The following is a 24,769-nucleotide window of genomic DNA, read 5'->3' as shown; positions in this document are numbered from 1 at the left end:
GCCCCGATATGTGTCGCGGGTAGGATTTGGATGTTGAGGTCATGACCGAAGAACCAATCCGCGCATCAAGCGCCTGGAGAGAGAAAATGAATCAGGAAACGCCAGCCGACGCACCCGTGGACACTGCAGAAAGCGGCGGACGCCGCGGGCGCGGTGCCGGTGCAGGCGCTGCTGCACGCCGTGCCGCCCGTTCCGGCGGCGGCCCGGGCAAGTCGCTCACCTTTATCACGCGCAAGATTCGCGAATATGAAGTGCTGGATGAGGAAGGGCTGGCGCTGATCGAAGCCAATGCCGATACCGTGCTTGAAGAAGTCGGCATCGAGTTCCGCGACGATGCGGAAGCCCTGCAGCTCTGGCGCGAAGCCGGTGCCGATGTCAAAGGCGAGCGGGTGCATTTCCCCAAGGGGCTTCCCCGGTCGCTTTTGAAAACCGCGCCTTCGGTCTACACGCAGTATGCGCGCAATCCCGAACGGTCCGTACAGATCGGCGGCAAGGCCACGGTGTTCGCACCGGTCTACGGCCCGCCCTTCGTGCGCGATCTCGACGGCAACCGCCGCTATGCGACCATCGAGGACTTCAACAATTTCGTGAAGCTCGCCTATATGGCGCCGTCGATCCACCATTCCGGCGGAACCGTTTGCGAGCCGGTGGATGTGCCCGTCAACAAGCGCCATCTCGACATGATCTATGCGCACATCAAATATTCCGACAAGCCGTTCATGGGCTCGGTCACCGCGCCCGAGCGCGCGGAAGACACGATTGCCATGTGCAAGCTTGTGTTCGGCGAGGACTATCTCGACCAGAACACGGTCCTGACCAGCCTGATCAATGCGAACTCGCCGATGGTCTTCGACGAGACGATGGTCGGTGCGCTGAAGGTCTATGCCCGCAACAACCAGGCCTGCATCGTCACGCCGTTCATTCTCGCCGGAGCGATGAGCCCGGTGACCGTCGCCGGCACGCTGACGCAGGTTCTGGCGGAAGTGCTGGCCGGTGCGTCCTTCACCCAGCTGATCCGTCCGGGCGCTCCGGTGATTTTCGGCACCTTCGCCTCGTCGATTTCGATGCAGTCCGGCGCGCCGACATTCGGCACGCCGGAACCCTCGCTCGTCTCCTACGGCGCGGCACAGCTGGCACGGCGTCTCGGACTGCCGTTCCGCACCGGCGGTTCGCTTTGCGCCTCGAAGGTTTCCGATGCGCAGGCGGCCTATGAAAGCGCCAATACACTGAACTCGACACTGCTGGCCGGGACGAATTTCGTACTGCATTCGGCCGGCTGGCTCGAGGGCGGTCTCGTGTCCTCCTATGAAAAGTTCATGATGGACATCGACCAGCTCGGCATGGCGCAGAAATTTGCCGAAGGCGTCGACCTCTCGGAGAATGGCCAGGCCATGGACGCGATCCGCCAGGTGGGCCCGGGCAGCCATTATCTCGGCTGCGACCACACGCAGGCGAATTTCCAGACTGCGTTCTACCGCTCGAACATTGCCGACAACAATTCCTACGAGCAATGGCTGGCCGAAGGCGAAAAACGTGCCGACCAGCGCGGCAACGAGCTGGCGCGGCGTTGGCTCGAAAGCTACGAGGCGCCTTATCTCGATCCGGCCATCGACGAATCGCTGAAGGAATTCATCGCCAAGAAGAAGGCGTCGATGCCCGACGCATTCACCTGAAAGAAGCCCGAGGACGGCCGGGCTAAAGTGGCCAATCTGATCCATCAGGAAGTCTGGGCCTCTGCTGTCAAAGGTCCGGGCCCCGGATGAGCTTTGCCGATCCGTTCCTTGACCAGATCACCGCCGCGCTGGAACCGCATGGTCTCGTTCCGCGCGGCGGTTTCGTGTTTGGACCGGGTGAGGCCGCGCCCGGCCTGCACCATGGTGCTGCAACCCGCAGCGTGGTGCTCATCGGCCATTTCGGTTCATCGATCTGGCCGCATTTCACACAATGGCGGCAGTCGCACAGCCATCAGCCCGATCCGCTGGATGCATGGTCCAAGGCGGTGCTGACGCGTGTCGCAGTCGAACTGGACGGGCAGGCGGTGTTTCCGTCGGACAGGCCCTATCTGCCCTTCCAGCAATGGGCGAAGCGGGCGGAAGGCCTGTCTGCCTCGCCGCTGGGGCTGCTGATTCATCCCGAATATGGGCTCTGGCAGGCGTTTCGCGGGGCGCTGCTGTTTGACAGGGCAATCGGTTTTCCCGCTGTCCCGTTGAATAATCATCCCTGCGATAGCTGCATCGAAAAGCCCTGCCTGCACGCCTGTCCGGTCGATGCTTTCGACGGCGCGCGCTTCGCTGTGGACCGCTGCCGCAGTCACCTGGCAGTGCCGGAAGGCGCGCTTTGCATGGATGGCGGGTGTCTTGCCCGGCTGGCCTGTCCCGTGGGCCGTGAACACGCCTATACGGCGGACCAGCAGCGCTTTCACATGGCGGCGTTTGCCGCCGCCTGACGTCAGCCAAAAAATATTTTGATTGATTGCATTTTTTCACCCAAGGATTGACGCCGTCGCATCGTCAAAGCTGCGATGAACGGGGTGACAGGCATTTTGGATATTTCCGGTTTGACGGATGACACGGCGGATAGTTCAACCCTTGTGGCGCAGGCGCGGGCAGGGAACCGCAGCGCATTCGGGCTCCTGATCGAGCAGAACTATGACTTCATCCACCGCATCGCCTGGCGCTGGTCGGGCAACCGCAACGATGCGGAGGATATCGCGCAGGATGTCTGCATCAAGCTCGGTAGTGCCATCCGGCAATGGCGCGGCGAGGGGCACTTGCGCACCTGGCTCTACCGGATGACGCTGAATGCCGCGCGTGATCACCTGCGCCGCCATGCGCGTGAAAAGCGCAAGGCCGAGGCCTATCACCGCGAATTGCTGAGTGACACTCCACCTCCCGATGCCGGGGATGATGACGTGACCGCCCTGTGGGCGGCGGTCAAGACATTGCCTGACAAGACCGCGGATGCCGTCCTGCTGGTCTATGGGGAGGGCTTGAATCATGCGCACGCAGCCGAAGTGCTGGATTGCGCCGAAGCCACGGTTTCGTGGCACATCCACGATGCCAAGAAACGGCTGAAGCGCATCCTGCGCGCGCCGGAGGGCTTTTGACATGACCGACGATCAGAAACTCAGCGAACTCGGCAAACTGACACCGCCGCGCCCATCCGATGCAGCCAGACGCGCCGCCATGCATGCGGCGATGCGGGCGTTCGACAATGCCGATGCGAAAAAAACCGCAGTGCAGACCCAAGGAAGCGGAATCATCCGGCGTCTCAGTTCCATCGCAACCCAATTGTGGAGTGAAACGATGGAAAAGAAATTGCTGCTGACGACATCGGCCCTCGGCGGCCTGCTGATCCTGCCGGTCGCGGGTTACATCTCCTGGACCATGATGCACGATCCGCGCATGCTGGCGGGGGATCCGCAGGCTCCCGTCACGATAGAGGCGCAGCCGCCGCAGGTCGACGAGCCGAAACCCGTGCAGCCGCAACCCCTGCCAATGGTCGAACCGGCTGCGCCGTCTCAGCCAGCCGTCAAGCAGGCGCCGCTTGCCAGGCAGATCGAGGCACTCAGCAGTTCGAAAACCGTCGGGCAGGCAGGTACGGCTGCCGAAAAGCCGGTAGCGATGGCGCCCATGCCTGCACCCGCCGTGGAAATGGCGCAGGACAGCATTGCCCCGCAGCAACCCTCTGGCGACCGGGTTCAGCGGTTCGACACCAATCCGGTCAAGCGCGTGGCCGATGATCCAGTGTCGACATTTTCGATCGATGTGGACACGGCATCCTATGCCATGGTGCGCCGTTCGCTGAAGGACGGCGCCTTGCCCGATCCCGACAGCGTGCGCGTCGAGGAGATGATCAATTATTTCCCCTATGACTGGAAAGGGCCGCAGAGCCGCGAAACACCGTTCAACACGACGATTACCGTGACGCCCACGCCGTGGAACCAGAACACCAAGCTGATGCATATCGGCATCAAGGGCTATGATGTCGTCCCGGCGGAAAAGCCGCGCGCCAACCTGGTGTTCCTGATCGATGTCTCGGGATCGATGGACGAGCCGGACAAGCTGCCGCTGCTGAAATCCGCCTTCCACATGCTGGTGGGCAAGCTCGATCCCAAGGACAAGGTGTCCATCGTCACCTATGCGGGCAATGCCGGGACCGTGCTGGAGCCGACGGAGGTAAAGGACAAGGCAAAAATCTTCGATGCATTGAACCGGCTGGAGGCGGGCGGATCGACGGCGGGCGAAGCGGGTATCAAGGAGGCCTATCGCCTCGCCAAGGCCAATTTCGTCAAGGACGGCGTCAACCGCGTGATGCTGGCCACCGATGGCGATTTCAATGTCGGCCAGTCCAGCGACGATGAGCTGAAGACACTGATCGAGGACGAGCGCAAATCCGGCGTGTTCCTGTCGGTCTTCGGGTTCGGCGTGGGCAATTACAACGATCAGATGATGCAGGTCCTGGCGCAGAACGGCAACGGCACCGCCGCCTATATCGATACGCTGGCGGAAGCGGAGAAGACGCTGGTACAGGAAGCAACCTCGACGCTGTTTCCGATTGCCAAGGATGTGAAAATCCAGGTCGAGTTCAATCCGGCGACCGTCGCGGAATACCGGCTGATCGGCTACGAAACCCGCGCCCTCAAGCGCGAGGATTTCAACAATGACCGCATCGATGCCGGTGAAATCGGCTCGGGTCATACGGTGACGGCCATTTACGAGATCACGCCGAAGAACAGTCCGGCGGTGCTGACCGATGATCTGCGCTACGCCAAGCCCAATGCAGCAACTGCCGATGCGAAAGCGGGATCGGACGAATATGCCTTCTTCAAGATCCGCTACAAGCTGCCGAACGGGGAAGTGAGCAAGCTGATCACGACGCCCGTGACCAAGGCCAATGAGGTTTCGGCAGCCGCATCGGACGATGTGTGGTTCTCGACGGCCGTTGCCGCCTTCGGTCAGAAGCTGCGCGGGACGGATAGTTTGGCGAGCTACAGCTATGCCGATATCGCCAGGCTCGGTGCGGGATCGCGCGGCGACGATGCCTTCGGCTATCGCAGCGAATTCCTGTCGCTGGTGCGGTTGGCCGATGCGCTGGAAGCTAAGAAATAGGTTTGTTGCATTGCCGAAAAGCAAATGGCCGGGATTTCCCGGCCATTTTTGTCTCGAAGGATTGCAGAATCATTGTGCGTGGTTCGACAAGCTCACCATGAGGGAAGTGGTTTGATTGCAGCCCACAAGCTCCCTCATGGTGAGCTTGTCGAACCACGCACCACCACACGGCCTCAAATGGCGCGATTTCAGCCCCGGCGGCCGCGGCGCTCGCGCTTGGGCAGGTCATCGGCATGGGCGGAAAGCTTGTTGCGCATCGGCCCGATGGTTTCGATGATGGTCTCCACCGTCGGCCTGATGCCGCTGACATGGCTGTCGAGCGCCTTGCGCATGGCAGCCAGATGCACGAACGAGGTGCCGCAGCAGCCGCCGATGATTTTTGCGCCGCCGTCAATTGCCATATGGGCATAATCGGCCATGAGCTCCGGCGTGCCGGAATAGAAAATCTCCGCGCCGCGGAATTCCGGAATGCCGCAATTGCCCTTGATGACGATGGTGGCCTGCGGATCGGCCTCCGACATGTCGAGCAGTGAAGCGAGAATATCCGAGGCGCCGACACCGCAATTGGCGCCCACGGCGACAGGGCGCGCGGCAAGCCCATCGACGACGGCGTGAATATCCTTCGGCGGCAGGCCCATCATGGTCTTCCCCGCCGTATCGAACGAGCCGGTGTAGACGTAGGGCAGGCCGACCTTGACGGCCGCTTCGGCAGCGGCACGGATTTCACCGGGCGCCGACATGGTTTCGATCCAGGCGACATCGACGCCGCCGGCCTTCAAGCCTTCCAGCTGTTCGGTGAAGGCGGCAACGGCGTCCTCTTCGGTCAGTGCGCCGAGTGGCACCAGCAGCTCGCCCGTCGGTCCGACCGATCCGGCGACAATCACCTTGCGCCCGGCCTTGTCGGCGATGGTACGCGCGAGTTCGGCGGCCTTCTTGTTCAGCTCGAAAACCCGGTCCTGCGCGTGATGCAGTTTCAGGCGATGCCGCGTGCCGCCGAAGGAATTGGTGAGGATGATGTCAGCCCCGGCATCGACAAAGCCTTGATGCAAGGCAAGAATCTTTTCCGGCTGGGCTTCATTCCACAGTTCGGGGGCTTCTCCAGCCTCAAGACCCGATGCGAACAGGTTCGTGCCCGTCGCGCCATCAGCCAGAAGGACACCTTTTTCAGCAAGAAGTTCGGCAAGCGGATTGGCTGTGGTCATGGCGCGTTCCTATGGTGCTATTTAGATAACGATATAAGGAAGTCTTTATATGTGGTCAATCTTCATTTGCGACAAGTGCTGCCGCATCATTCGGCCTTAAGCGTGGAGACATAGGCGGCGACCTCGTGCGCGTTGATCTTTGCCACACGGATCAGCCCGTCGAAATGCCGCTGCATGGTCAGGACAGCTTCCGTGGTGTTGAGGACAAGATACATCTCGCCGACGAAGATCGCGGCGCGGTAGGGGCCGAAGACCGTGTAGGGCACGGAGAAGCGCTCGCGCCCGTCGAACAGATAGAGCCGGAAGGACGGGTAAAGCTCGTCGATCAGGACGCTCATCTGCTGCAGCTGTTCTTCCCGGATATCGCGGGACAGGTCGCCCCATATGCCGCCGCCCTTGGCGAAATCGCGCAGGGTCTGGTAAGGCATGCACACTTCCATGTCCGTGCCGGGCTGGCGGTTGTAGTCCAGCCGGAACGCGGTTTCGGCGATCTGGGTGACGGGGTCGCGGTGCACCAGCGATGTCTCGTAGGCGATCACCGCCTGGGTGCGCAGAAGATCGGGAATGCGGGCCGGGACGTAGCGGATCTTGCTGCCCGAGGCTTCCGCATGCCAGCGCACCAGCAGCGTGCGCTCAAAGCCGTCGACACCCTCCTCGATCTCCATGCTGGCGCGCAGTTCGCCGATGATGCCCTCGTCCTGGCTGAGGCCCAGCAGCCAGTCCAGCGACACGGCATAACGTTCGGCAATGTTGAGCAGCGTTTCGACGCGCGGCAGGCGGGTGGACTGGCCGGACAGGAGCTGGGAGAGGGCGGAGCGGTCGATGCCGACCGCCGCTGCGAAGGATGACTGGTTGTCGCCGCTGCGGTTGAGCAGACTCCTGATCCGCTCCTGAAACAGGCGTGACAGATCGCGTTTGTCCATTTTCCCGCTCCTTTGTTTACTGAGTACAACAAATGCAAGATTTGGTGCGCAAAATCAACGGTTTCTCACAATAATATCATTGCTGACAGTTTTGGACAGTGAGACCATGAAAGTCATGGAATCAGAAGCACATACAGCAGAACCAACTGACAAAACCGGCCGGGAACGCAAACACCCCGGCATCGAATGGCCAACCATTGGCTTGATGCTCGTCTGCTACGGACTGTGGTTCGCAGCCGGAGCATACCTCTATCCCGCCATGCCGTTCGCGGCTCTGGCGCTGATGGCGGTGGCGGTGGCGTTTCACTCCTCGCTGCAGCACGAAGCCCTGCACGGACATCCCACACGCAGCGGCTGGCTGAACGAGCTTCTCGTCTCCCTGCCGCTCGGCCTGTTCTATCCCTATCGCCGCTACAAGCATTTGCACCTGAAGCACCATGCGGATGAACGGCTGACCGATCCCTATGACGATCCGGAGAGCTATTACCGGGCGCTGGGCGACTGGGATAAACTGCCGGATGCTCTGAAAACCCTGCTGCGCTGGAACAATACGCTCATTGGCCGGGTTGTCATCGGGCCGGTCCTCATGGTGATCGGCTTTCTTATCAGCGAGGCCAGGCTGATTTCGGGCGGCGACCGCAAGGTCCGCAATGCATGGTTGTCGCACGCTGCGGGGCTGGTCGTTCTGGTTGCGCTGTTGCTGGCGTTCGGCATTCCGCTCTGGCTCTATGCCGTGACATCGGCCTATGCGGGGTTGTCGATCATCGCCATCCGCACCTATTGCGAGCATCAATGGTCCGAGCGTCCGGATGGCCGCACGATCATTGTCGAGAAATCGCCGCTGGCGCTGCTGTTCCTCAACAACAACCTGCATTTCGTCCATCACAAGCGGCCGACCGTTCCGTGGTACAAGCTGCCGAAGCTCTACAGCGAGCAGCGTGAAGAGTGGAAAGCCATGAATGGCGGCTATGTCTTCCGCAACTATTTCGAGATCCTGCGCGCCTATGCTTTCCGCAGCAAGGAAGAGGTCGTGCATCCGGTGCTGCGGCGCGAACCGGCAACGGCCCGGGCTTTCCATCCGCGCCGCCACGGCATTTCCCTGCAGGGCGGCACCAGCGTGCCTATTCCCGCCGAGCCTCCGACAGAGTAACATTCCCGCATGACCCCTATTGCAGCCTTGCCGATGTATGATTGGCCGGAACGCCGCGCCGAAGTGGATGCGCAGTGGCTTGTCCTGCGCGACAGGCTGCGGGCCAAAGGTTTTGACGCACCGGATTACCTGACGCGGCGCAATGGCGACCTGCCGCCCGTTCCCGGCGGTATCCGCGATGCCTCGGGCGCGGTGATTGCGCCCGATCCCGCGACGCTGCCGCCCCACGAACTTGATCTGCCGACCCTGTGGCGCCATCCGGCGCTCCTGCTCGCCCAGACGTGCTGGGGACCGATGGAGCTCGGCCTTGCCGCCCATGTGCATGTGGCGGGGCAGGACGACTATTCCGGCGTGGCGGGCGGCGACGAGGCGTTCTATTCCAGCGCGCTTGTCATGCGCCGGGGCGAGGGGCTGGCGGTTCCGGCACCGCGCGGCGGCGAGCCGGTCCTGCCGGTGGATCGCCTGCGCGGCAAGCGTCTTGCCTTCAACAGCCCTGATTCCATGTCGGGCTATCTCGCCATCGAGCGCGACCTGGCGCTGCGGGGCGAGGGGTTCGACCTGTTTGCGCGGCTTGTCGAGACCGGCGGCCACCGCCTGTCCATCGAAGCGGTGGCGTCAGGCCGTGCCGATGTCGCAGCGATCGATTGCAAATCGTGGGCGCTCGCCCAGCGTCACCATGAGGCCGCCAGTGCGCTCATCGTCGTGGGCTGGACGGGCAGACGCAAGGGCCTGCCCTTTGTCTCGGCGTTCGAGGGTGTGGCTGTTTAGATCCACGAACCACGCACCACAGATTCTGCAACGACCCAATCACCCGCGCATTTTGGCGCCGGATGGATCGAACGGCGGTTCGATGTTGATGCGGGCGGCGCGGCGAAGACCCAAAATCTCGACCTCGAACAGCCCGGCATTCTCGTTGTCGGCAAGCTCGGCGGGCACATAGCCCTGCGCCATGGAATGGCCGACATGATGGGCATAGCCACCCGATGTGACCCATCCGACCACACGCCATTCACCTTGCACCGCACCCTTGTCGCCCTCGAAGGACACGACCGCGCCCGCATCGTTGAAGCGCGGCGCGCCGATGCCATGCCCGGCCTCGACGACGCCGTAATCCTTGCTGACCCTGGCCCAGATCGGCTCGTCGCCCATGACATCGGCAGCGCCATTGCCGTGCGGAACGTCGATGATCAGCGAGACCCGCCGCAGCTTCTTGCTGGTGCCGGCGTCAAATTCGGCCTTTTCCTGCGCCGCGGCCTCGCGGCCGATGAAGTCGTTCTTGCCAAGCTTGATGAAACGATCCATCGAGCCTTCATAAACGCCGTAGATCGGGCGCAGTTCGCGGAACCAGGTCGGGAAATTCTTCTCAAGCCGCATGGAGAGCAGCGCACGCATGCCGAAATCGACGATGCCGAATTCTTCGCCTGCAGCCTTGATGGCGGCGTAGACCAGCCGCTGATAGGCCGGCTCCATCCAGATTTCGTAGCCGAGATCGCCGGTATAGGAAATGCGGTTGACCTTGCAGGGCGCACCGCCGACGGCCATTTCGCGGAAATCCATGAACCGGAAGGCAGCGTTCGACACGTCCTCATCGACGAGTTTGGCGAGAAGGTCGCGCGCTTTCGGTCCGGCGATGGACAGGCCGACCAGCGTCTGGTCGAAGCGGTGGATATGCACCGACCCGTCTTTCGGCTGGTGCCGCTGGAACCAGCGCATGTGATAGCGCTGAGCGGCGGACGAGCCCCAGATCAGAAAACGGTCTTCAGCAGCCTTGGCGATGGTGAAATCGCCGATCAGCTTGCCCCTCTCGTTCAGCATGGGGGTGAGGACCAGACGCCCGGCTTTCGGCATCGTGTTGGTCATCAGGCGCGACAGGAAGGCTTCCGCACCGCTGCCGGTGACTTCGTATTTGGCGAAGTTGGCGATTTCGGTGACGCCGACCCGCTCGCGCGTGGCGCGGACCTCATTGCCGATGTGCTCGAAATCGTTGGAGCGGTGATAGGAAACGATATCTTTGGCTTCGGTGCCCTTGGGTGCGAACCAGAGCGGGGTTTCCAGACCCCAGGAATCGCCCATGACGGCATTCTGCGCCAGCATGGTGTCATAGAGCGGCGTGGTCTGCTGCGGCCGGGCGGCGGGCAGTTCCTCGTTGGGGAAGCGGATGGAGAAACGGCGCGAGTAGTTTTCGCGCACCTTGGCGTTGGTATAGCGCAGCGTGGCCCATTCGCCGAAGCGGGCGACATCCATGCCCCAGACATCGAAGCCGGGTTCGCCGTGCACCATCCAGTTGGAAAGCGCGAGGCCGACGCCGCCACCCTGGCTGAACCCGGCCATGACGGCGCAGGCGGTCCAGTAATTGGTCAGGCCGGGAACGGGGCCGACGAGCGGGTTGCCATCCGGCGCAAAGGTGAAGGGGCCGTTGATGATCTGCTTGATGCCGGCTTTCTCGATGCCGGGAAAATGCTTGAAGCCGACTTCGAGGGAGGGGGCAATGCGGTCGATATCCGGGGCCAGCAGTTCATGGCCGAAATCCCACGGGGTGTTGACCGGCGACCACGGCTTGGCCGCCTTTTCATAGGTGCCGAGCAGGATGCCGTTGCGTTCCTGCCGCGTATAGATCTCGCCCTTGAAATCCATGACGCCGATCAGTTCGCGTCCGGTCGACTGGTTGAACTCCATCACCTCAGGCACGTCTTCCGTGAGGAGATACATGTGCTCCATCGCCAGAACCGGCAGTTCGAGGCCGACCATGCGGCCGACTTCGCGTGCCCACAGGCCGCCGCAATTGACCACATGTTCGGCCTTCACGGTTCCCTGTTCGGTGACGACATTCCAGGTGCCGTCGACATCCTGCGTCAGTTCGACGACGCGGTTGCGCAGGGAGATTTCAGCACCCAGCTTGCGGGCGGCCTTGGCATAGGCGTGGGTGGTGCCGGATGGATCGAGGTGGCCTTCGACCGGGTCCCACATGGCGCCGACGAAATTGGTTTCGTCCATCAGCGGGAACATGGCCTTGGCTTCGGAAGGGGTGATCAGCTCCGTATCCATGCCGAGATAGCGGCCGCGCGCATGGGCAAGGCGCAGGAAGTCCATGCGTTCGGGACTGTCGGCCATCATCACGCCGCCGGTCAGGTGCAGGCCGCAGGACTGGCCGGAGAGTTCTTCGATTTCCTTGTAGAGGCTGACCGTATAGGCCTGCAGCTTGGCGACGTTGGGATCGCCGTTCAGCGTGTGGAAACCGCCTGCCGCGTGCCAGGACGATCCCGACGTCAGCTCCGAGCGTTCGATCAGCAGGACATCGGTCCAGCCGGCACGGGCGAGATGGTAAAGGACCGAACATCCGACTACGCCGCCGCCAATGACTACTGCTTTAACGTGCGATTTCATTCACTTATGCCTCTTGTATGGAAATGTGATTCAACGTGTTGAGAATTTGAGTCCGGTGCAGCGGTCAGAAGTCGGTCGGCGCGCCGCCCTCGGCCTTGCGCCGGGCGACGAAGGCATTGATCTCTTCCTCGATGGCCGGGTCGATGGCGGGCTTCTCATAGGTGGCGAGCCGCTCCTTCCAGACCCGGTTGGCGCGCTCGATGGCCGTGGGCGAACCCGCCTCCTGCCACGTCTCGTAATTGCGCCAGTCGGAAATGATCGGGGCGTAGAACGCCGTCTTGTAGCGTGACTGGGTGTGGGCGGTGCCGAAGAAATGGCCACCGGGGCCGACATCGCGCATGGCTTCGATGCCCAGCGCGTCGTCCGACAGATCGAGCGGGGTCAGGAACTCGGCCACCATCTGCAGCAGGTCGAAATCGAGGATCATCTTTTCATAGGAGCAGCAGAGGCCGCCTTCCAGCCAGCCGGCGGAATGCAGCATGAAATTGCCGCCGCCCTGAATAGCGCCCCACAGCGAGAAGACGGATTCATAGGCCGCCTGTGCATCGACCGTATTGGCGGCGCAGACATTGGAGGTGCGGTAGGGGATCTTGTAGCGGCGGGCAAGCTGGCCGCCGACCATCTGCGCCTTCATGTATTCCGGCGTGCCGAAGGCGGGCGCCCCGGATTTCATGTCGACATTGGAGGTGAAGCCGCCATAGCCGACCGGCGCTCCCTTCCTGACCATCTGGGTGAAGGAGATGCCGGCGAGCGCTTCGGCATTCTGCTGCACCAGCGCCCCGGCGATGGTCACCGGCGCCATGGCGCCCGCCAGCGTGAATGGCGTGACGATGACGATCTGGCCGTTGCCCGACATATGGATAATGCCTTCCATCATCGGCACGTCGAGCTTCAGCGGCGAATTGGTGTTGATGATGGTGTAGCAGGAGGCCTCGTTCTGCAGCTGCTCCTGGCTGATGCCGCGGGCAAGGCGGGCGATCTCGATGCCGTCGAGGTTGCGTTCCTTGCCGAGCGAATAGATGTGGAAGGCCTTGTCGGACAGTGTGGCGAGATCGCGGATGCATTCGAGGTGGCGCACCGAGGGATGGATGTCGATCGGCTCGACGGGATAACCGCCCGTGGTGTTGATAATGTTGTGCATCTGCGCCAGTTTGACGAAGTTGCGGAAATCCGCCTGGTTGCCGGAGCGCCGGCCATTGTCCGTGTCGGAGCAATTGGGCGCCGAACCCATCTGCGCGAAAATCAGGTTGTTGCCGCCGAAGCGCACATTGTGCGCGGGATTGCGGGCATGCAGGGTGAATTCCGACGGCGCATAGCCGACATATTCAAGAATCATGTCCCTGTCGAAATGCACGCGCTGCGAGCCGGGGCGCACATCGGCGCCGGCCGCCTTCATGATCTCGCGCGCACCATCATGCAGCACGTCGACACCGATCTCCTGCAGCACGCGCAGCGAGGCATTGTGGATCGATTCCAGTTCGTCGTCGGAGATGATCTTGGTTGGCGTGAACGGGATTTTCAGCTGCCGGAACGGCGGCTGGTCGAAAGCACCGCTTTCAACGCTGCGGGGGCGGGAGCGTCCGCCACGCCGGCCATGATCGCGTGCCGTTGCGGGGATTTCGATGTCTGCTGCCGGTTCACTCATAGCTCATGCCCTTCACTTGCGATGGTGCCACTATCGCCAGAGACGGGGCAATCGTGCGCGGCCTGAGCGACGCCGAGCGCAAGGGAAGCGACATGGGTGGCGGACGGGTGAAATGGGCGGGTTGCGTGGTTTACAGTGCGTGGTGCGTGGTTCGACAGGCTCACCATGAGGGAAGTGGTTTGGTTGCAATGCTAATCGCAAAAGTTGCGAGAATAGTGCTCCTTGCAATCCTCGACTTCCCTCATGGTGAGCCTGTCGAACCACGCATGATTGTTCTGCAACGCTCTTCTCCGTTGCCACGCCCGCTGTCGCGTCTGGCTGCTGAAAGGTGGGAAAGACGGGCGGTCCCTGGAACGCGGGTCTTGGGTATTCTGGTATGCAATGCTTGCGATCCTGGGACCACCCGCCCCGACGTTTTTGAGGATTTCGTCCAATGCGCAACCATTGAGCCAAACCTCCCCGACCGCACAGGTTTTCCTCCCTGTGAAGCCGAAGCGCCGATCCTTTCCCGACTTGCGAAAGTTTCCGGAAGCATTCCCGCCGGAAAGGACACGAGAAGGATAAGCGCGGATGGGAGAACGTGGATAAGTTCTATCCAAATGACATTTCACCCCCCCTCTGGGCTGCCGCCCATCTCCCCACAAGGGGGGAGATCACATTGGCATCAACGCCATTGCCATTATTTTCAATGTTGAAGATTGGCTGAAACAGCAATGACAGCTGATCTCCCCCCTTGTGGGGGAGATGGGCGGCAGCCCAGAGGGGGGTGGGAACGCCTACTCCGCCGCTTGATGGGTCAGATGGCTGATGGGGGTGACCATCGCCTGGATCAGGTTGTTCATGCTGATGACGCCTAGTGGTTTGCCGGCCTCATCAACAACCGTTGCGTGCTGCTGGTTGGCATCCGTCATGGTCTTGGCCGCTTCCTCGAGGATTGTTCCGGTCATAACCGTCACGCCGCCTGCATTGGCCGAACCGTCGCCCTTGGTCGAGATGGTGTCGACCATGATCACCCGGCCTCGGTTCACTTCCTTGACGAAGCTCGAGATATATTCGTCCGCCGGCTTCAGGACGATATCCTGTCCCGTTCCCTGCTGGACCACCTCGCCATCGCGCAGGATGGCGATCCGGTCGCCGAGCCGCAGCGCTTCGTCGAGATCGTGGGTGATGAACACGACGGTCTTCTTGATTTCCTTCTGCAGGTCGAGCAGGACGGACTGCATGTCCATACGGATCAGCGGATCGAGGGCGGAAAAGGCTTCGTCCATGAGCAGGATCGGCGCGTCATTGGTCAGTGCACGGGCAAGACCGACACGCTGCTGCATGCCGCCCGAAAGCTGATTGGGATAATTCTCCTCAAAGCCTTTCAGGCCGACGCGCTCGATCCAGCGGCGGGCCTGTTCTTCCTGCTTTGCCCGGCTCAGGCCCTGGATTTCCAGGCCATAGACCGTGTTGTCGAGCACCGTGCGGTGGGGAAGCAGCGCAAACTTCTGGAAAACCATCGCTGTCTTGTGGCGGCGAAACTCGCGCAGGTCGTTCTGGTTCATCTTGCAGACATCGGCGTTGCCGATGATGACCTCGCCGACCGTCGGATCGATCAGCCGGTTGATATGGCGGATCAGCGTCGATTTGCCCGAACCCGAGAGGCCCATGACCACCTGGATGCAGCCGGCGGGCATATCGATATTGATATCGCGCAGGCCGAGCACGTGGTTGTATTTTTCGTTGAGCTCGGTCTTGGTCATGCCTTTCTTGACGGCATCGACGTAAGCTCCCGGTTTCTGGCCGAAAATCTTGTAGAGATTCTTGATCTGGATACCGGCGCCCTGAACGGAACGATCAGCCATGAACCACCTCCTGGTGCTTTTGAAGGCGCATGCCATAAGCCTGGCTGACGCGGTCAAAAATGATGGCAATGCCGACAATGGCAAGACCGTTGAAAAGTCCGAGCGAGAAGAACTGGCCGTTGACCGAACGCAGAACCGGCTGGCCGAGGCCCTGGACGCCGATCATCGAGGCAATGACCACCATGGCGAGCGCCATCATGATCGTCTGGTTGATGCCGGCCATGATGGTGGGCAGGGCGAGGGGGATCTGCACGTTCCTCAGGCGTTGCCAGCTCGATGAGCCGAAAGCATCGGCCGCCTCGAGCACATCCTTGTCGACGAGCCGGATGCCGAGATTGGTCAGGCGGATCATCGGCGGAATGGCGTAGATCACCACGGCGATGAGGCCGGGCACCTTGCCGATGCCGAGCAGCATGACCACGGGAATGAGGTAGACGAAGCTCGGCATGGTCTGCATGACGTCAAGGATGGGGTTGACGATGCGCTGGAAGCCGTCGGAACGCGCCATGATGATGCCGATGGGAATGCCGACAACGACGGAGACGACGGTGCCGACAAAGATCATCGCGATGGTCTTCATCGCATCGCTCCACATGTCGAAATAGCCGATCAGGAGCAGGGTGAGGACCGTTCCGGCAACGATCTTCCAGTTGCGGCTGGCGAGCCAGGCAATGCCGGCGATGAGCAGGACCATGATCGGCCAGGGCGTCGTCGTCATGAATTTTTCGGCCTGGATCAGGAAGTATTGCAGCGGCTGGAAAAATGACTCGATCACATCGCCGTAACTGCGGGTGAAGGCCTTGAAGCCCTCATCCATGGTTTTTTTCAAATTGCGGAGTGTCTCGTCATTCATTTTCGGGAATGAGTAGAACCAATCCATATGGTGCGTCCCCTTCTTTGTGGGTCATCAAATGACCATCGCGACCGGACGCGGCAACGTTCGGCCCATTCGGGATGGTGCGATGCGGCGAAGAAGATCTCCGCCGCATCCAGCGGTTACTTGACCGCGGCCTTGATCTTTTCAGCGGCTTCCGGAGAAACCCACTTCGACCACGTGGCTTCGTTATTCTTCAGGTAATACTTGGCACCGTCTTCGCCGGTTGCCTGATTGTCGACCATCCAGGCGAGGAGCTTGTTGGCTTCCTCGTTGGAAATCTGGCGCTTCTTCAGGTATTCGAAGGCCGGACCCGCAGCGTCAGCAAATTTCTTGGTGACGATCGTGTAGATGTCGGCCTTCGGCCAGCCGTTCGGCTTCGGATCGGGGCAATCGGCAACGACGTTGCAGCGCTTCCATTCCTTTTCTTCCCACGGCACGCCATTGTCGAGCTTGACCATGGGGTATTTGCCGAGAATGGCCGTCGGACCCCAGTAATAACCGAGCCAGGCTTCCTTGCGCTCATAGGCCTTGGCAATCGAGCCATCGAGACCTGCGGCCGATCCCGTATCGACGAGGGTGAAGCCGTGTTTCTCGGCTTCATAGGCCTTGAAGAAATTGCCGGTGGTGATCTGGCACGCCCAGCCCGACGGGCAGTTGAACACGGCGCCCTTCTTGGGGTCTTCCGGCGCAGGGAAGAGTTCGGGGTGCTTCATGGCATCGGCGATCGTCTTGATATCCGGATGCGCATCGGCAAAGTATTTGGGTACCCACCAGCTTTCCGTGCCGCCTTCGGTGATGGCAGGCGCGGCATAGACCAGCTTGCCTTCCTTGACCGCCTTGTCCAGCGGCTCCTTGACGGCGTTGAGCCAGCCTTCCGGCGCGATATCGGGCTGTCCCTTTTCGATCATCGACGTGAAGGTTGGAACCGTATCGCCTGCGACCAGTTCGGCATCGCAGCCATAGCCTACACTGAGTATAAGCTTGTCGAGATTAGCCAGCGCTTCCGCTGACTGCCAGTTCATGTTGGCGATGGTGACGGACCCGCACCCCGCCGCCGAAGCAGCTCCGGCAAAGCCGAAAAGCCCTGCGGCCAGTAAAGTTGAAGCAAGCAGCTTCTTCATCAGTTTTGTCTCCCACTCGTTTTGACAGTTCACCCGGTACGAATCTTAACTTGGTACTGCCTTACCCAGTCGTTCGCTTATGTGCCATTTGGCATCCTTATCGCATCAGAATGCAATGGTTTCATTGAATTAATGAGGTATATCGCGACAGCACCTGTCGATATAACGACGCCGGAAAACCTATTGTGAAGCCGAATGTCACAATGTTCATGGGGGTAGTGTAACAAGCCGGATGATGAAAGATCAATGCTTTAGGCGATTTTTCTTCATTAATTCATTCACTGCGGTGCGGTTTTTCCCGGTTTTACTGGCTCTAAGCGCCGGATTTTCCCGTGAAGGAATTCCAATGGACTTTCTCCGGTTTTCCGCCGCAATCTGGGTTTCAACCGCCCGCCATCCGGCGTTTCCGGATGGCTGTTTGCCAGGCTCCAACGCACGGGAAAGCACGATGACCGACCCAACCACGTTGTCAGGCAGCTTCGTCCGATGGAAAGGCATCGACCTCGCTACCTTCCTAGTGGATTGTCTCGCCATCCGAGAAACAGAACTGCGTTCCATTTATGGTACGATGCTCTAAAACCGCCGGTCGATGCGGCGTTCAAACCAAAAGGGTCCAAAGCATGAAATCTCCGACGAAGCGCCGTACACCCGTTCACGACATGCAGATGGCATCGATGGTCATCGCCATGCGCCTGCCGATGATGATGCTGGAGGGGATGACGGAGACGTCATCCAAGCCGGAATCCACCCGGGCCGTGTCCGAAAAAATGGCGGCGGTGACGGACGGTGTCGTCGCGGCGCAGATTTCCGTCATGAATTCCGCAGCGACATTCTGGCTGGATGTGTGGAGCGGCAAGTCGCCCGCCGCCATTGCCCAGGCTACCGTCGATAAAGCGACGCAGGCGGCGCTCCGACCCGGCCGCAAAACACTGCGGGCCAATTACAAGCGTTTGAGCAGCGCAGGCTGAATTAAGGCAGGTTTTCGGCTTTTCTATCCGCGCCATCGTTGATTTTGCTGGTGTTTCCGTGAGAACACCAGCAATTGCGGTAACAGGGATGCGGTTTCAGCATGGCTGCCATGCAAATTTGCACGGGTCGTTGCTGTAAATGCGACATGCCATGGCGAAAAAACGTGATCAAACTTTAGGCAAAAAGCGCATTTGAGCGGCAACAAATGTTTTTACCCTCAGGTGCCCAAATGCTTTACATCTTCAATCGCAACAATCGCGTCCACATTGCCTGGAATGCCACGGAAAAGCGCAATGCACCATCCGGCAATGCCAGGAGCGGCATCGCGTCGGCGGTTTCCTTCATCTGGACCCGTTCGGCCGGCTGATCGTCCACGCATCGGACTATTCCGGAAACCGCTGTCCTGTCAGGGCGGCGGTTTTTCTTTGTGCTGTTGTCTGATGAAGACCCAAGTCAAAAACCGCCCTGTCCGTAAGGAACAGTGCGGTTTTTTGCCAAGTGACGCATGGCTTTCTGCCGTACAATACGCTGGCAGAAATTACAGCCCCGGTACGCAGTACCTGATCCGGAGCATGGAGCAGGGTCTTGTCCGCTCCATGCAAAGTTTTAACCGGACATCGTTACCGCGAGGTTAGCGAGAGCTTAAGCAAATCTAAATTTTGAAAATTTCCCGGCTTTTCCCGGCGCGGTCAGCCTTCGCGCGTGGCCTCGCGCAGATAATTGATGATGCCGGAGAAGTCCGAACCTTCGTTCCCGGCGGCGCCGAAGGCCGCATAGATTTCTTCCGCGTGCTGGCCGAGCGGTGTCGCGGCACCGACACTTTTGGCGGCTTCCTGTGACAGCTTCAGATCCTTCAGCATCAGGGCGGCGGCAAAGCCCGGCTTGTAGCTGTTATTGGCCGGGGATGTCGGCACGGGGCCGGGGACCGGGCAATAGGTGGTCAGCGACCAGCACTGGCCTGACGAGGTTGAGGCGACGTCGAACAGCGCCTGATGCGACAGGCCGAGTTTTTCTGCCAGGGTGAAGGCTTCGCTGACCCCGATCATGGAAATGCCAAGGATCATGTTGTTGCAGATCTTGGCGGCCTGACCGGCACCGGGCTCGCCGCAATGGACGATGCGGCCTGCCATGGGTTTCAGGATCGGCTCGGCAACAGTGAATGCATCAGCCGCACCGCCCACCATGAAGGTCAGGGTGCCCGCTGCCGCACCGCCGATGCCGCCGGAGACCGGGGCGTCGACCGAGAGCAGGCCATGGGCTTTGGCGGTCTCATGCGCCTTGCGGGCGGAATCGACATCGATGGTCGAGGAATCGATGAGCAGCGCGCCCGGTTTGGCCTTTCCGGCGATCTCCGCATAGACGGACAGGACGTGCTTGCCCGCGGGCAGCATGGTGATGACGACATCGGCGTCGGCAACGGCAGCAAGCGCGCTTGCCGCGATGCTCACACCATTGGCTTTGGCGGTTGCGAGATTGTCCGGCAGGAGATCAAAACCCAGCACCTTATGGCCTGCCTTGACCAGATTGGCGGCCATGGGGTTGCCCATATGGCCAAGACCGATAAAAGCGACTGTCGTCATCGCAGCATTCTCCCTGATAGTGTTCTTGTGTGTCGGATGCGGTGTGGTTCAGCGGCCCATCATCGAGCGGGAAATGATTACCCGCATGATTTCATTGGTGCCTTCCAGAATCTGGTGGACGCGCAGGTCCCGCACCAGCTTCTCCACGCCGTAATCGTGCAGGTAGCCGTAGCCGCCATGAATCTGCAACGCATCATTGGCAACATTGAAGCCGGTATCGGTGACGAAGCGCTTGGCCATGGCCGACCATTTCGATGCATCATGCGCCTTGCGGTCGAGTTTTGACGCGGCTGTATAAAGCAGGACGCGTGCCGCCGAGAGTTCGGTTTCCATGTCTGCCAGCTTGAACTGCAGCGCCTGGAACTGGTTGATCGCCTTACCGAACGCCTTGCGCTCGGACGCATAGCCGACCGCCTTGTCGAGTGCGGACTGGGCACCGCCGAGCGAGCAGGCGGCAATGTTGAGGCGTCCGCCATCGAGCCCGCCCATGGCGATCTTGAAGCCATCACCTTCCGCCCCGAGGCGGTTTTCCACGGGAACGCGGCAATTGTCGAAAATCACCTGCCGGGTTGATTGGGCATTCCAGCCCATCTTGTGTTCATTGGCACCGAAGGACAGGCCAGGCGCATCCTTCGGGATGATCAGGGTCGAAATGCCCTTGGGGCCATCCTCACCGGTGCGCACCATGGTGACGTAAAGGTCGGTATCGCCGGCACCTGAAATAAACTGCTTGGCGCCGTTGAGGACATAGTGGTCGCCGTCCCGCACCGCGCGGGTCTTGAGGGCGGCGGCATCCGAGCCGGAATTGGGCTCGGTCAGGCAATAGCTCGCCAGCCATTCCATCGAGGTCAGCTGCGGCACGAAGCGCTGGCGCTGCTCGTCATTGCCGTAGAGATCGATCATCCATGTCGCCATGTTGTGAATCGAGATGAAGGCGGAGAAGGCCGGGCAGGCGGCAGACAGGGCTTCGAAGATCAGCACCGCATCAAGGCGTTTCAGTCCCGAACCGCCGAATTCTTCCTTGGTGTAGATGCCGCCCATGCCGAGCGGGCCGGTCTCGCGAATCACATCGGCGGGAAAATGCTTGTCCCGGTCCCAGGCCAGCGCGTTCGGTGCCACGCGGTCCGCCGCGAAGGCGCGCGCCATGTCCTGAATCGCCAGCTGATCCTCGTTGAGTTCGAACTGGCCGGACGCCGTATCAACGACCGCATCCATGATAACCTCCCTGTATTCCTCTTGATTTCCACTCTATCGCAAGCGCGGGGCCGCGCAACGATTCAGATAGGTTTTGCCGGGGGCTAGGAAGAGAAAGACATATCCGCTACTCAAAGCCCATGACGCACGCAATCATGTTGCAGGGAACAGGGTCAGATGTTGGTAAATCCGTCCTGGTGGCCGGACTTTGCCGGCTTGCGCGCAACCGCGGATTGAAGGTCCGGCCGTTCAAACCGCAGAACATGTCGAACAATGCGGCGGTGAGCGACGATGGCGGCGAGATCGGGCGGGCGCAGTGGCTGCAGGCCGTCGCCTGCGGCGTGCCATCCTCGGTACATATGAACCCGGTGCTCTTGAAACCGCAGTCGGAGACCGGCAGCCAGATCATCGTGCAGGGCAAAGTCTGGGGCCAGGCCAAAGGCCGTGATTACCAGACATTCAAGGCGCAGCTGCTCGATGCGGTCATGGCGTCGTGGGACATCGTCCGTGAAGGTGCCGATCTGGTCATCGTCGAGGGGGCGGGGTCTCCCGCTGAAATCAACCTGCGGGCGGGCGATATCGCCAATATGGGCTTTGCCATCCGCGCCAACGTGCCTGTCGTTCTGGTCGGCGATATCGATCGCGGCGGGGTGATCGCCTCGCTCGTCGGCACCCATGCGATCCTGCAGCGGGAAGACCGGGAGATGATCGCCGGCTATATCATCAACAAGTTTCGCGGCGACGTCTCGCTGTTCGATGACGGACTGAAAGCCATAACGCAGTTCACCGGCTGGCCGTCATTCGGCGTGGTGCCGTGGCTGAAGGATGCGGCGCGGCTGCCAGCCGAGGATTCCGTCGTGCTGGAGCGTCTGGTGAAGGGCGAGGGCCGGGCGCTGAAGATCGCCGTGCCGGTGCTCGACCGCATCGCCAATTTCGACGATCTCGACCCGCTGATGGCCGAACCGCAGGTGGATGTGGTGATGGTGCGCAGCGGCGAGCGGCTGCCTGCCGATGCGGGACTGGTCATCATTCCGGGGTCCAAATCCACCATCGGCGACCTCCTGCGCTTCCGCGAGAATGGCTGGGACAGGGATCTCGACCTGCACCGGCGGCGCGGCGGCCATATCATCGGCATCTGCGGCGGTTTCCAGATGCTGGGCAGAACCGTGCGCGATCCCGACGGCATCGAGGGCAGCGTGACGGAGACGGCAGGGCTCGGGCATCTCGATATCGATACGGTGATGGAGCCGGAAAAGACCGTGCGCAATGTGGCGGCGCAATCGCTGCCGTTTAACCTGCCGCTCGATGGCTACGAGATTCATCTGGGCCGGACGACCGGCCCGGACTGTTCGCGCCCGGCCGTGCGCATCAACGGCGTCGACGACGGTGCCATATCGGCGGACGGCAAGGTTTTCGGCACCTATCTGCACGGGCTTTTCGGGGCGGACCGGTTTCGCGCCGCGCTGCTGGGCACGATGGGCATTGCCGCTGAAGCATTCGACTACAAGGCCGGGGTGGACGCCGCGCTGGATAGTATCGCCGCCGAGCTTGAAACAGTGCTGGATGTGGATGCGCTGCTTGCATGTGCCGCGTTGCGTGGTTCGACAAGCTCACCATGAGGGGGATGGGTGGGCTGCAATGCTAATCGCGGAGATTGCAGAACAGGCTCCCTGCAATCCTCAACCTCCCTCATGGTGAGCTTGTCGAACCACCCACTACTCCCTGGGCAAACCGTGCGGATTCCATTGACATTTCCCGTGGGGGGTGAATAACGTCCCAGCCATGATTGGTTCCCATATTGGCCAAAGGCCAAGGGATCAAAAGGGAATGCGACGGTCGTACCCTCAAGGGCGACCTCACCGCAGCCGACCCCGCGACTGTAGAGCGGCGAGGATCAATGCAAAGCCTGACGCATATGCAGACGGCAGCCACTGGGAAACCGGGAAGGCGGCATTCATCCTGTGACCCGCGAGCCAGGAGACCTGCCAGTCATAGAGCGTTTCCCAGGAAGCGCTCGGGGGTAATCCTGCCCAAGAACCGAAGGGTCGTGTCCCTTCAGGCCCAGCACGGAGGTTGTTATGGCTGCTCGCATTGTATACGCGCTCGTTTCCCCGCCCGCATTCCGCTTGATCGTACCTGACGGATCATCGCGATTGCAGTGACGGCGATGCCCCAGCTGAATCACGGCGTGACCTTCATTCTCGGCGGTGCCCGCTCGGGCAAGTCCAGCTTTGCCGAAGGCCTGATCATGGCTTCCGGCCTTGAGCCCGTTTATCTCGCAACCGGCAGGTCCTGGGACGAGGAAATGTCTGTCCGCATCGACCTGCACAAGGCGCAGCGCGGTTCATCCTGGCACACCATCGAAGAGCCGCTCGATCTGGTGGATACCCTGCAGGGGGTTGCAGCCGAGGGAAAAGCGATCCTCGTCGATTGCCTGACGCTCTGGCTGACCAATCTGATGATGGCCGAGCGCGATATCACCGCCGAGACACGGCAGCTCGTGCAGGCGCTGCCGAAACTTCAAGGCTCGATCGTTCTGGTTTCGAACGAAGTGGGTCTCGGCATTGTACCGGAGAACCGCATGGCGCGCGATTTTCGCGACCATGCCGGACGTCTCCATCAGGCCGTGGCGCAGGCCGCGGCGACAGTCTATTTCGTGGCAGCCGGGCTGCCGCTCACCATGAAGGGATAGGAATATGCAGGGTCAGAAGATTCCAGCAACGGTCATCACCGGTTTTCTCGGTTCGGGCAAAACCACGATGATCCGCAATCTGCTCGAAAATGCCAATGGCAAGCGCATTGCGCTCATCATCAACGAGTTTGGCGATCTCGGTGTCGACGGCGGCCTGCTGAAGGGCTGCGGCATCGAAGCCTGCCGGGACGAGGATGTGATCGAATTGAACAATGGCTGCATCTGCTGCACCGTTGCCGATGATTTCATCCCGACCATGACCAAGCTGCTCGACCGTCCGGACCGTCCGGACCATATCGTCATCGAGACCTCGGGCCTCGCGCTGCCGCAGCCTCTGGTTGCAGCCTTCAACTGGCCGGAGATCAAGACGCAGGTGACGGTTGACGGTGTCGTTACCGTGATCGACGCTTCCGCCGTGTCCGAAGGCCGCTTTGCCGATGACCACGACAAGGTGGATGCCCAGCGCATCCAGGACGAATCGCTCGACCATGACAGCCCGCTTGAAGAACTGTTCGAGGACCAGATCCGTGCCGCCGACCTGATCGTCCTGAACAAGAGCGACCTGATCAGCGACAAGCAGCTCGACGGCGTGCGCGGCGATGTGCAGAGCCGTTCGTCGCGTTCGCTCAACATGGTGTCGGCCAGCTTCGGCAAGCTCAGCAATGAACTGCTGCTCGGTCTCGGCGTCGGCACCGAAGAGGACATTGCCAACCGCAAGTCGCACCATGAAATGGACCATGAAGCGGGCGAAGAGCACGACCATGACGAGTTCGAAAGCTTTGTTGTCGGGCTTGGTCCGGTGGCCGAACCCAAAAACTTTGTCGAGAAGCTGAAGGCCGTGATTGCCGATCACGATATCCTGCGCCTGAAAGGCTTTGCCGATGTTCCCGGCAAGCCGATGCGGCTGGTGGTGCAGGCCGTCGGCACGCGCATCGAACATTACTTCGACCGTGCGTGGAACCCCGGTGAAGAGCGGCAGACCCGTCTCGTCGTCATCGGACTGCACGACATCGACAATGACGCCATCACATCGGCGCTAACCGCCGCTGCTGCTGCCTGACGATAGGATACTGA

Annotated in this window: 20 protein-coding genes and 1 riboswitch; of the genes, 11 read left to right on the top strand and 9 right to left on the bottom strand. The window is 60.9% G+C overall.

The window, feature by feature from the left end:
• Positions 1-86: 86 nt before the first annotated feature.
• From ACP7B1_RS11230 to ACP7B1_RS11215, 4 genes are all read left to right on the top strand, one after another.
• Entirely contained in the window at positions 87-1,673 is a 1,587-nt protein-coding gene (locus ACP7B1_RS11230) for a trimethylamine methyltransferase family protein (RefSeq protein WP_346306714.1), read from the top strand.
• Positions 1,674-1,759: 86 nt separating this feature from the next.
• On the top strand, positions 1,760-2,446 hold the full coding sequence (locus tag ACP7B1_RS11225; RefSeq protein ID WP_346306715.1) for a 4Fe-4S dicluster domain-containing protein: 687 nt from the start codon (positions 1,760-1,762) through the stop codon (positions 2,444-2,446).
• Between the two features lie 84 nt (positions 2,447-2,530).
• Complete coding sequence (locus tag ACP7B1_RS11220) at positions 2,531-3,106, top strand: RNA polymerase sigma factor (protein ID WP_346306716.1); 576 nt, start codon at positions 2,531-2,533, stop codon at positions 3,104-3,106.
• 1 nt (position 3,107) lies between these two features.
• Positions 3,108-5,111, top strand: a complete 2,004-nt coding sequence (locus ACP7B1_RS11215; protein ID WP_346306717.1) for a YfbK domain-containing protein — start codon at positions 3,108-3,110, stop codon at positions 5,109-5,111.
• Positions 5,112-5,299: 188 nt separating this feature from the next.
• Here ACP7B1_RS11215 and bmt read toward each other — a convergent pair whose 3' ends face one another.
• Positions 5,300-6,313: a betaine--homocysteine S-methyltransferase gene (bmt, locus tag ACP7B1_RS11210; protein ID WP_346307927.1), complete on the bottom strand. Its 1,014-nt coding sequence runs from the start codon at positions 6,311-6,313 to the stop codon at positions 5,300-5,302.
• An 86-nt stretch (positions 6,314-6,399) separates the two neighbouring features.
• Positions 6,400-7,236, bottom strand: a complete 837-nt coding sequence (locus tag ACP7B1_RS11205) for a helix-turn-helix transcriptional regulator (RefSeq protein WP_346307926.1) — start codon at positions 7,234-7,236, stop codon at positions 6,400-6,402.
• A gap of 115 nt (positions 7,237-7,351) precedes the next feature.
• On the opposite strand from ACP7B1_RS11205, the gene ACP7B1_RS11200 reads away from it, so the two are divergent.
• Together ACP7B1_RS11200 and ACP7B1_RS11195 are read left to right on the top strand one after the other, a co-directional pair.
• Positions 7,352-8,386, top strand: a complete 1,035-nt coding sequence (locus ACP7B1_RS11200) for a fatty acid desaturase (RefSeq protein ID WP_346307925.1) — start codon at positions 7,352-7,354, stop codon at positions 8,384-8,386.
• Positions 8,387-8,395: 9 nt separating this feature from the next.
• The gene (locus tag ACP7B1_RS11195) at positions 8,396-9,154 is read left to right on the top strand and encodes a phosphate/phosphite/phosphonate ABC transporter substrate-binding protein (RefSeq protein WP_346307924.1); all 759 of its coding nucleotides are present in this window, start codon (positions 8,396-8,398) and stop codon (positions 9,152-9,154) included.
• Positions 9,155-9,193: 39 nt separating this feature from the next.
• On the opposite strand, the gene ACP7B1_RS11190 is transcribed toward ACP7B1_RS11195, so the two are convergent.
• From ACP7B1_RS11190 to ACP7B1_RS11170, 5 genes are all read right to left on the bottom strand, one after another.
• Positions 9,194-11,770, bottom strand: coding sequence for an FAD-dependent oxidoreductase (locus ACP7B1_RS11190; RefSeq protein WP_346307923.1), 2,577 nt, complete (start codon positions 11,768-11,770; stop codon positions 9,194-9,196).
• Between the two features lie 64 nt (positions 11,771-11,834).
• The gene (locus ACP7B1_RS11185; RefSeq protein ID WP_346307922.1) at positions 11,835-13,415 is read right to left on the bottom strand and encodes a trimethylamine methyltransferase family protein; all 1,581 of its coding nucleotides are present in this window, start codon (positions 13,413-13,415) and stop codon (positions 11,835-11,837) included.
• A 776-nt stretch (positions 13,416-14,191) separates the two neighbouring features.
• Entirely contained in the window at positions 14,192-15,262 is a 1,071-nt protein-coding gene (locus ACP7B1_RS11180; protein WP_346307457.1) for a quaternary amine ABC transporter ATP-binding protein, read from the bottom strand.
• Entirely contained in the window at positions 15,255-16,142 is an 888-nt protein-coding gene (locus tag ACP7B1_RS11175; protein WP_346307456.1) for a proline/glycine betaine ABC transporter permease, read from the bottom strand. The genes ACP7B1_RS11180 and ACP7B1_RS11175 overlap by 8 nt, the downstream gene beginning before the upstream one ends.
• Positions 16,143-16,258: 116 nt before the next feature.
• On the bottom strand, positions 16,259-17,260 hold the full coding sequence (locus tag ACP7B1_RS11170; RefSeq protein ID WP_223612837.1) for an ABC transporter substrate-binding protein: 1,002 nt from the start codon (positions 17,258-17,260) through the stop codon (positions 16,259-16,261).
• Between the two features lie 620 nt (positions 17,261-17,880).
• On the opposite strand from ACP7B1_RS11170, the gene ACP7B1_RS11165 reads away from it, so the two are divergent.
• Entirely contained in the window at positions 17,881-18,228 is a 348-nt protein-coding gene (locus ACP7B1_RS11165; protein ID WP_346307455.1) for a hypothetical protein, read from the top strand.
• Positions 18,229-18,458: 230 nt separating this feature from the next.
• Positions 18,459-18,596: a hypothetical protein gene (locus tag ACP7B1_RS11160; protein ID WP_203117525.1), complete on the top strand. Its 138-nt coding sequence runs from the start codon at positions 18,459-18,461 to the stop codon at positions 18,594-18,596.
• 322 nt (positions 18,597-18,918) lie between these two features.
• Here ACP7B1_RS11160 and mmsB read toward each other — a convergent pair whose 3' ends face one another.
• Positions 18,919-19,809, bottom strand: coding sequence for a 3-hydroxyisobutyrate dehydrogenase (gene mmsB / locus ACP7B1_RS11155; protein WP_346307454.1), 891 nt, complete (start codon positions 19,807-19,809; stop codon positions 18,919-18,921).
• A gap of 48 nt (positions 19,810-19,857) precedes the next feature.
• Complete coding sequence (locus ACP7B1_RS11150) at positions 19,858-21,024, bottom strand: isobutyryl-CoA dehydrogenase (RefSeq protein ID WP_346307453.1); 1,167 nt, start codon at positions 21,022-21,024, stop codon at positions 19,858-19,860.
• Positions 21,025-21,143: 119 nt separating this feature from the next.
• Here ACP7B1_RS11150 and ACP7B1_RS11145 point away from each other — a divergent pair, with 119 nt between their 5' ends.
• The 3 genes from ACP7B1_RS11145 (at position 21,144) to cobW (ending at position 24,755) form a co-directional block, all read left to right on the top strand.
• Positions 21,144-22,622 carry a cobyric acid synthase gene (locus ACP7B1_RS11145; protein WP_346307452.1) on the top strand — a complete coding sequence of 493 codons (1,479 nt, stop codon included), beginning with the start codon at positions 21,144-21,146 and terminating at the stop codon, positions 22,620-22,622.
• A gap of 151 nt (positions 22,623-22,773) precedes the next feature.
• Positions 22,774-23,007: riboswitch (cobalamin riboswitch) on the top strand.
• Positions 23,008-23,170: 163 nt separating this feature from the next.
• Positions 23,171-23,695 carry a bifunctional adenosylcobinamide kinase/adenosylcobinamide-phosphate guanylyltransferase gene (cobU, locus tag ACP7B1_RS11140; protein ID WP_346305493.1) on the top strand — a complete coding sequence of 175 codons (525 nt, stop codon included), beginning with the start codon at positions 23,171-23,173 and terminating at the stop codon, positions 23,693-23,695.
• A 4-nt stretch (positions 23,696-23,699) separates the two neighbouring features.
• Positions 23,700-24,755 (top strand): cobalamin biosynthesis protein CobW, encoded by a 1,056-nt coding sequence (gene cobW / locus ACP7B1_RS11135; protein WP_346305492.1) that lies wholly within the window; start codon positions 23,700-23,702, stop codon positions 24,753-24,755.
• Positions 24,756-24,769: the final 14 nt, after the last annotated feature.

It is taken from the genome of Phyllobacterium sp. SL163 (assembly GCF_049896885.1).
GTDB classification, from domain to species: domain Bacteria; phylum Pseudomonadota; class Alphaproteobacteria; order Rhizobiales; family Rhizobiaceae; genus Phyllobacterium; species Phyllobacterium calauticae.
This window is presented reverse-complemented; position numbering and strand designations above follow the sequence as displayed.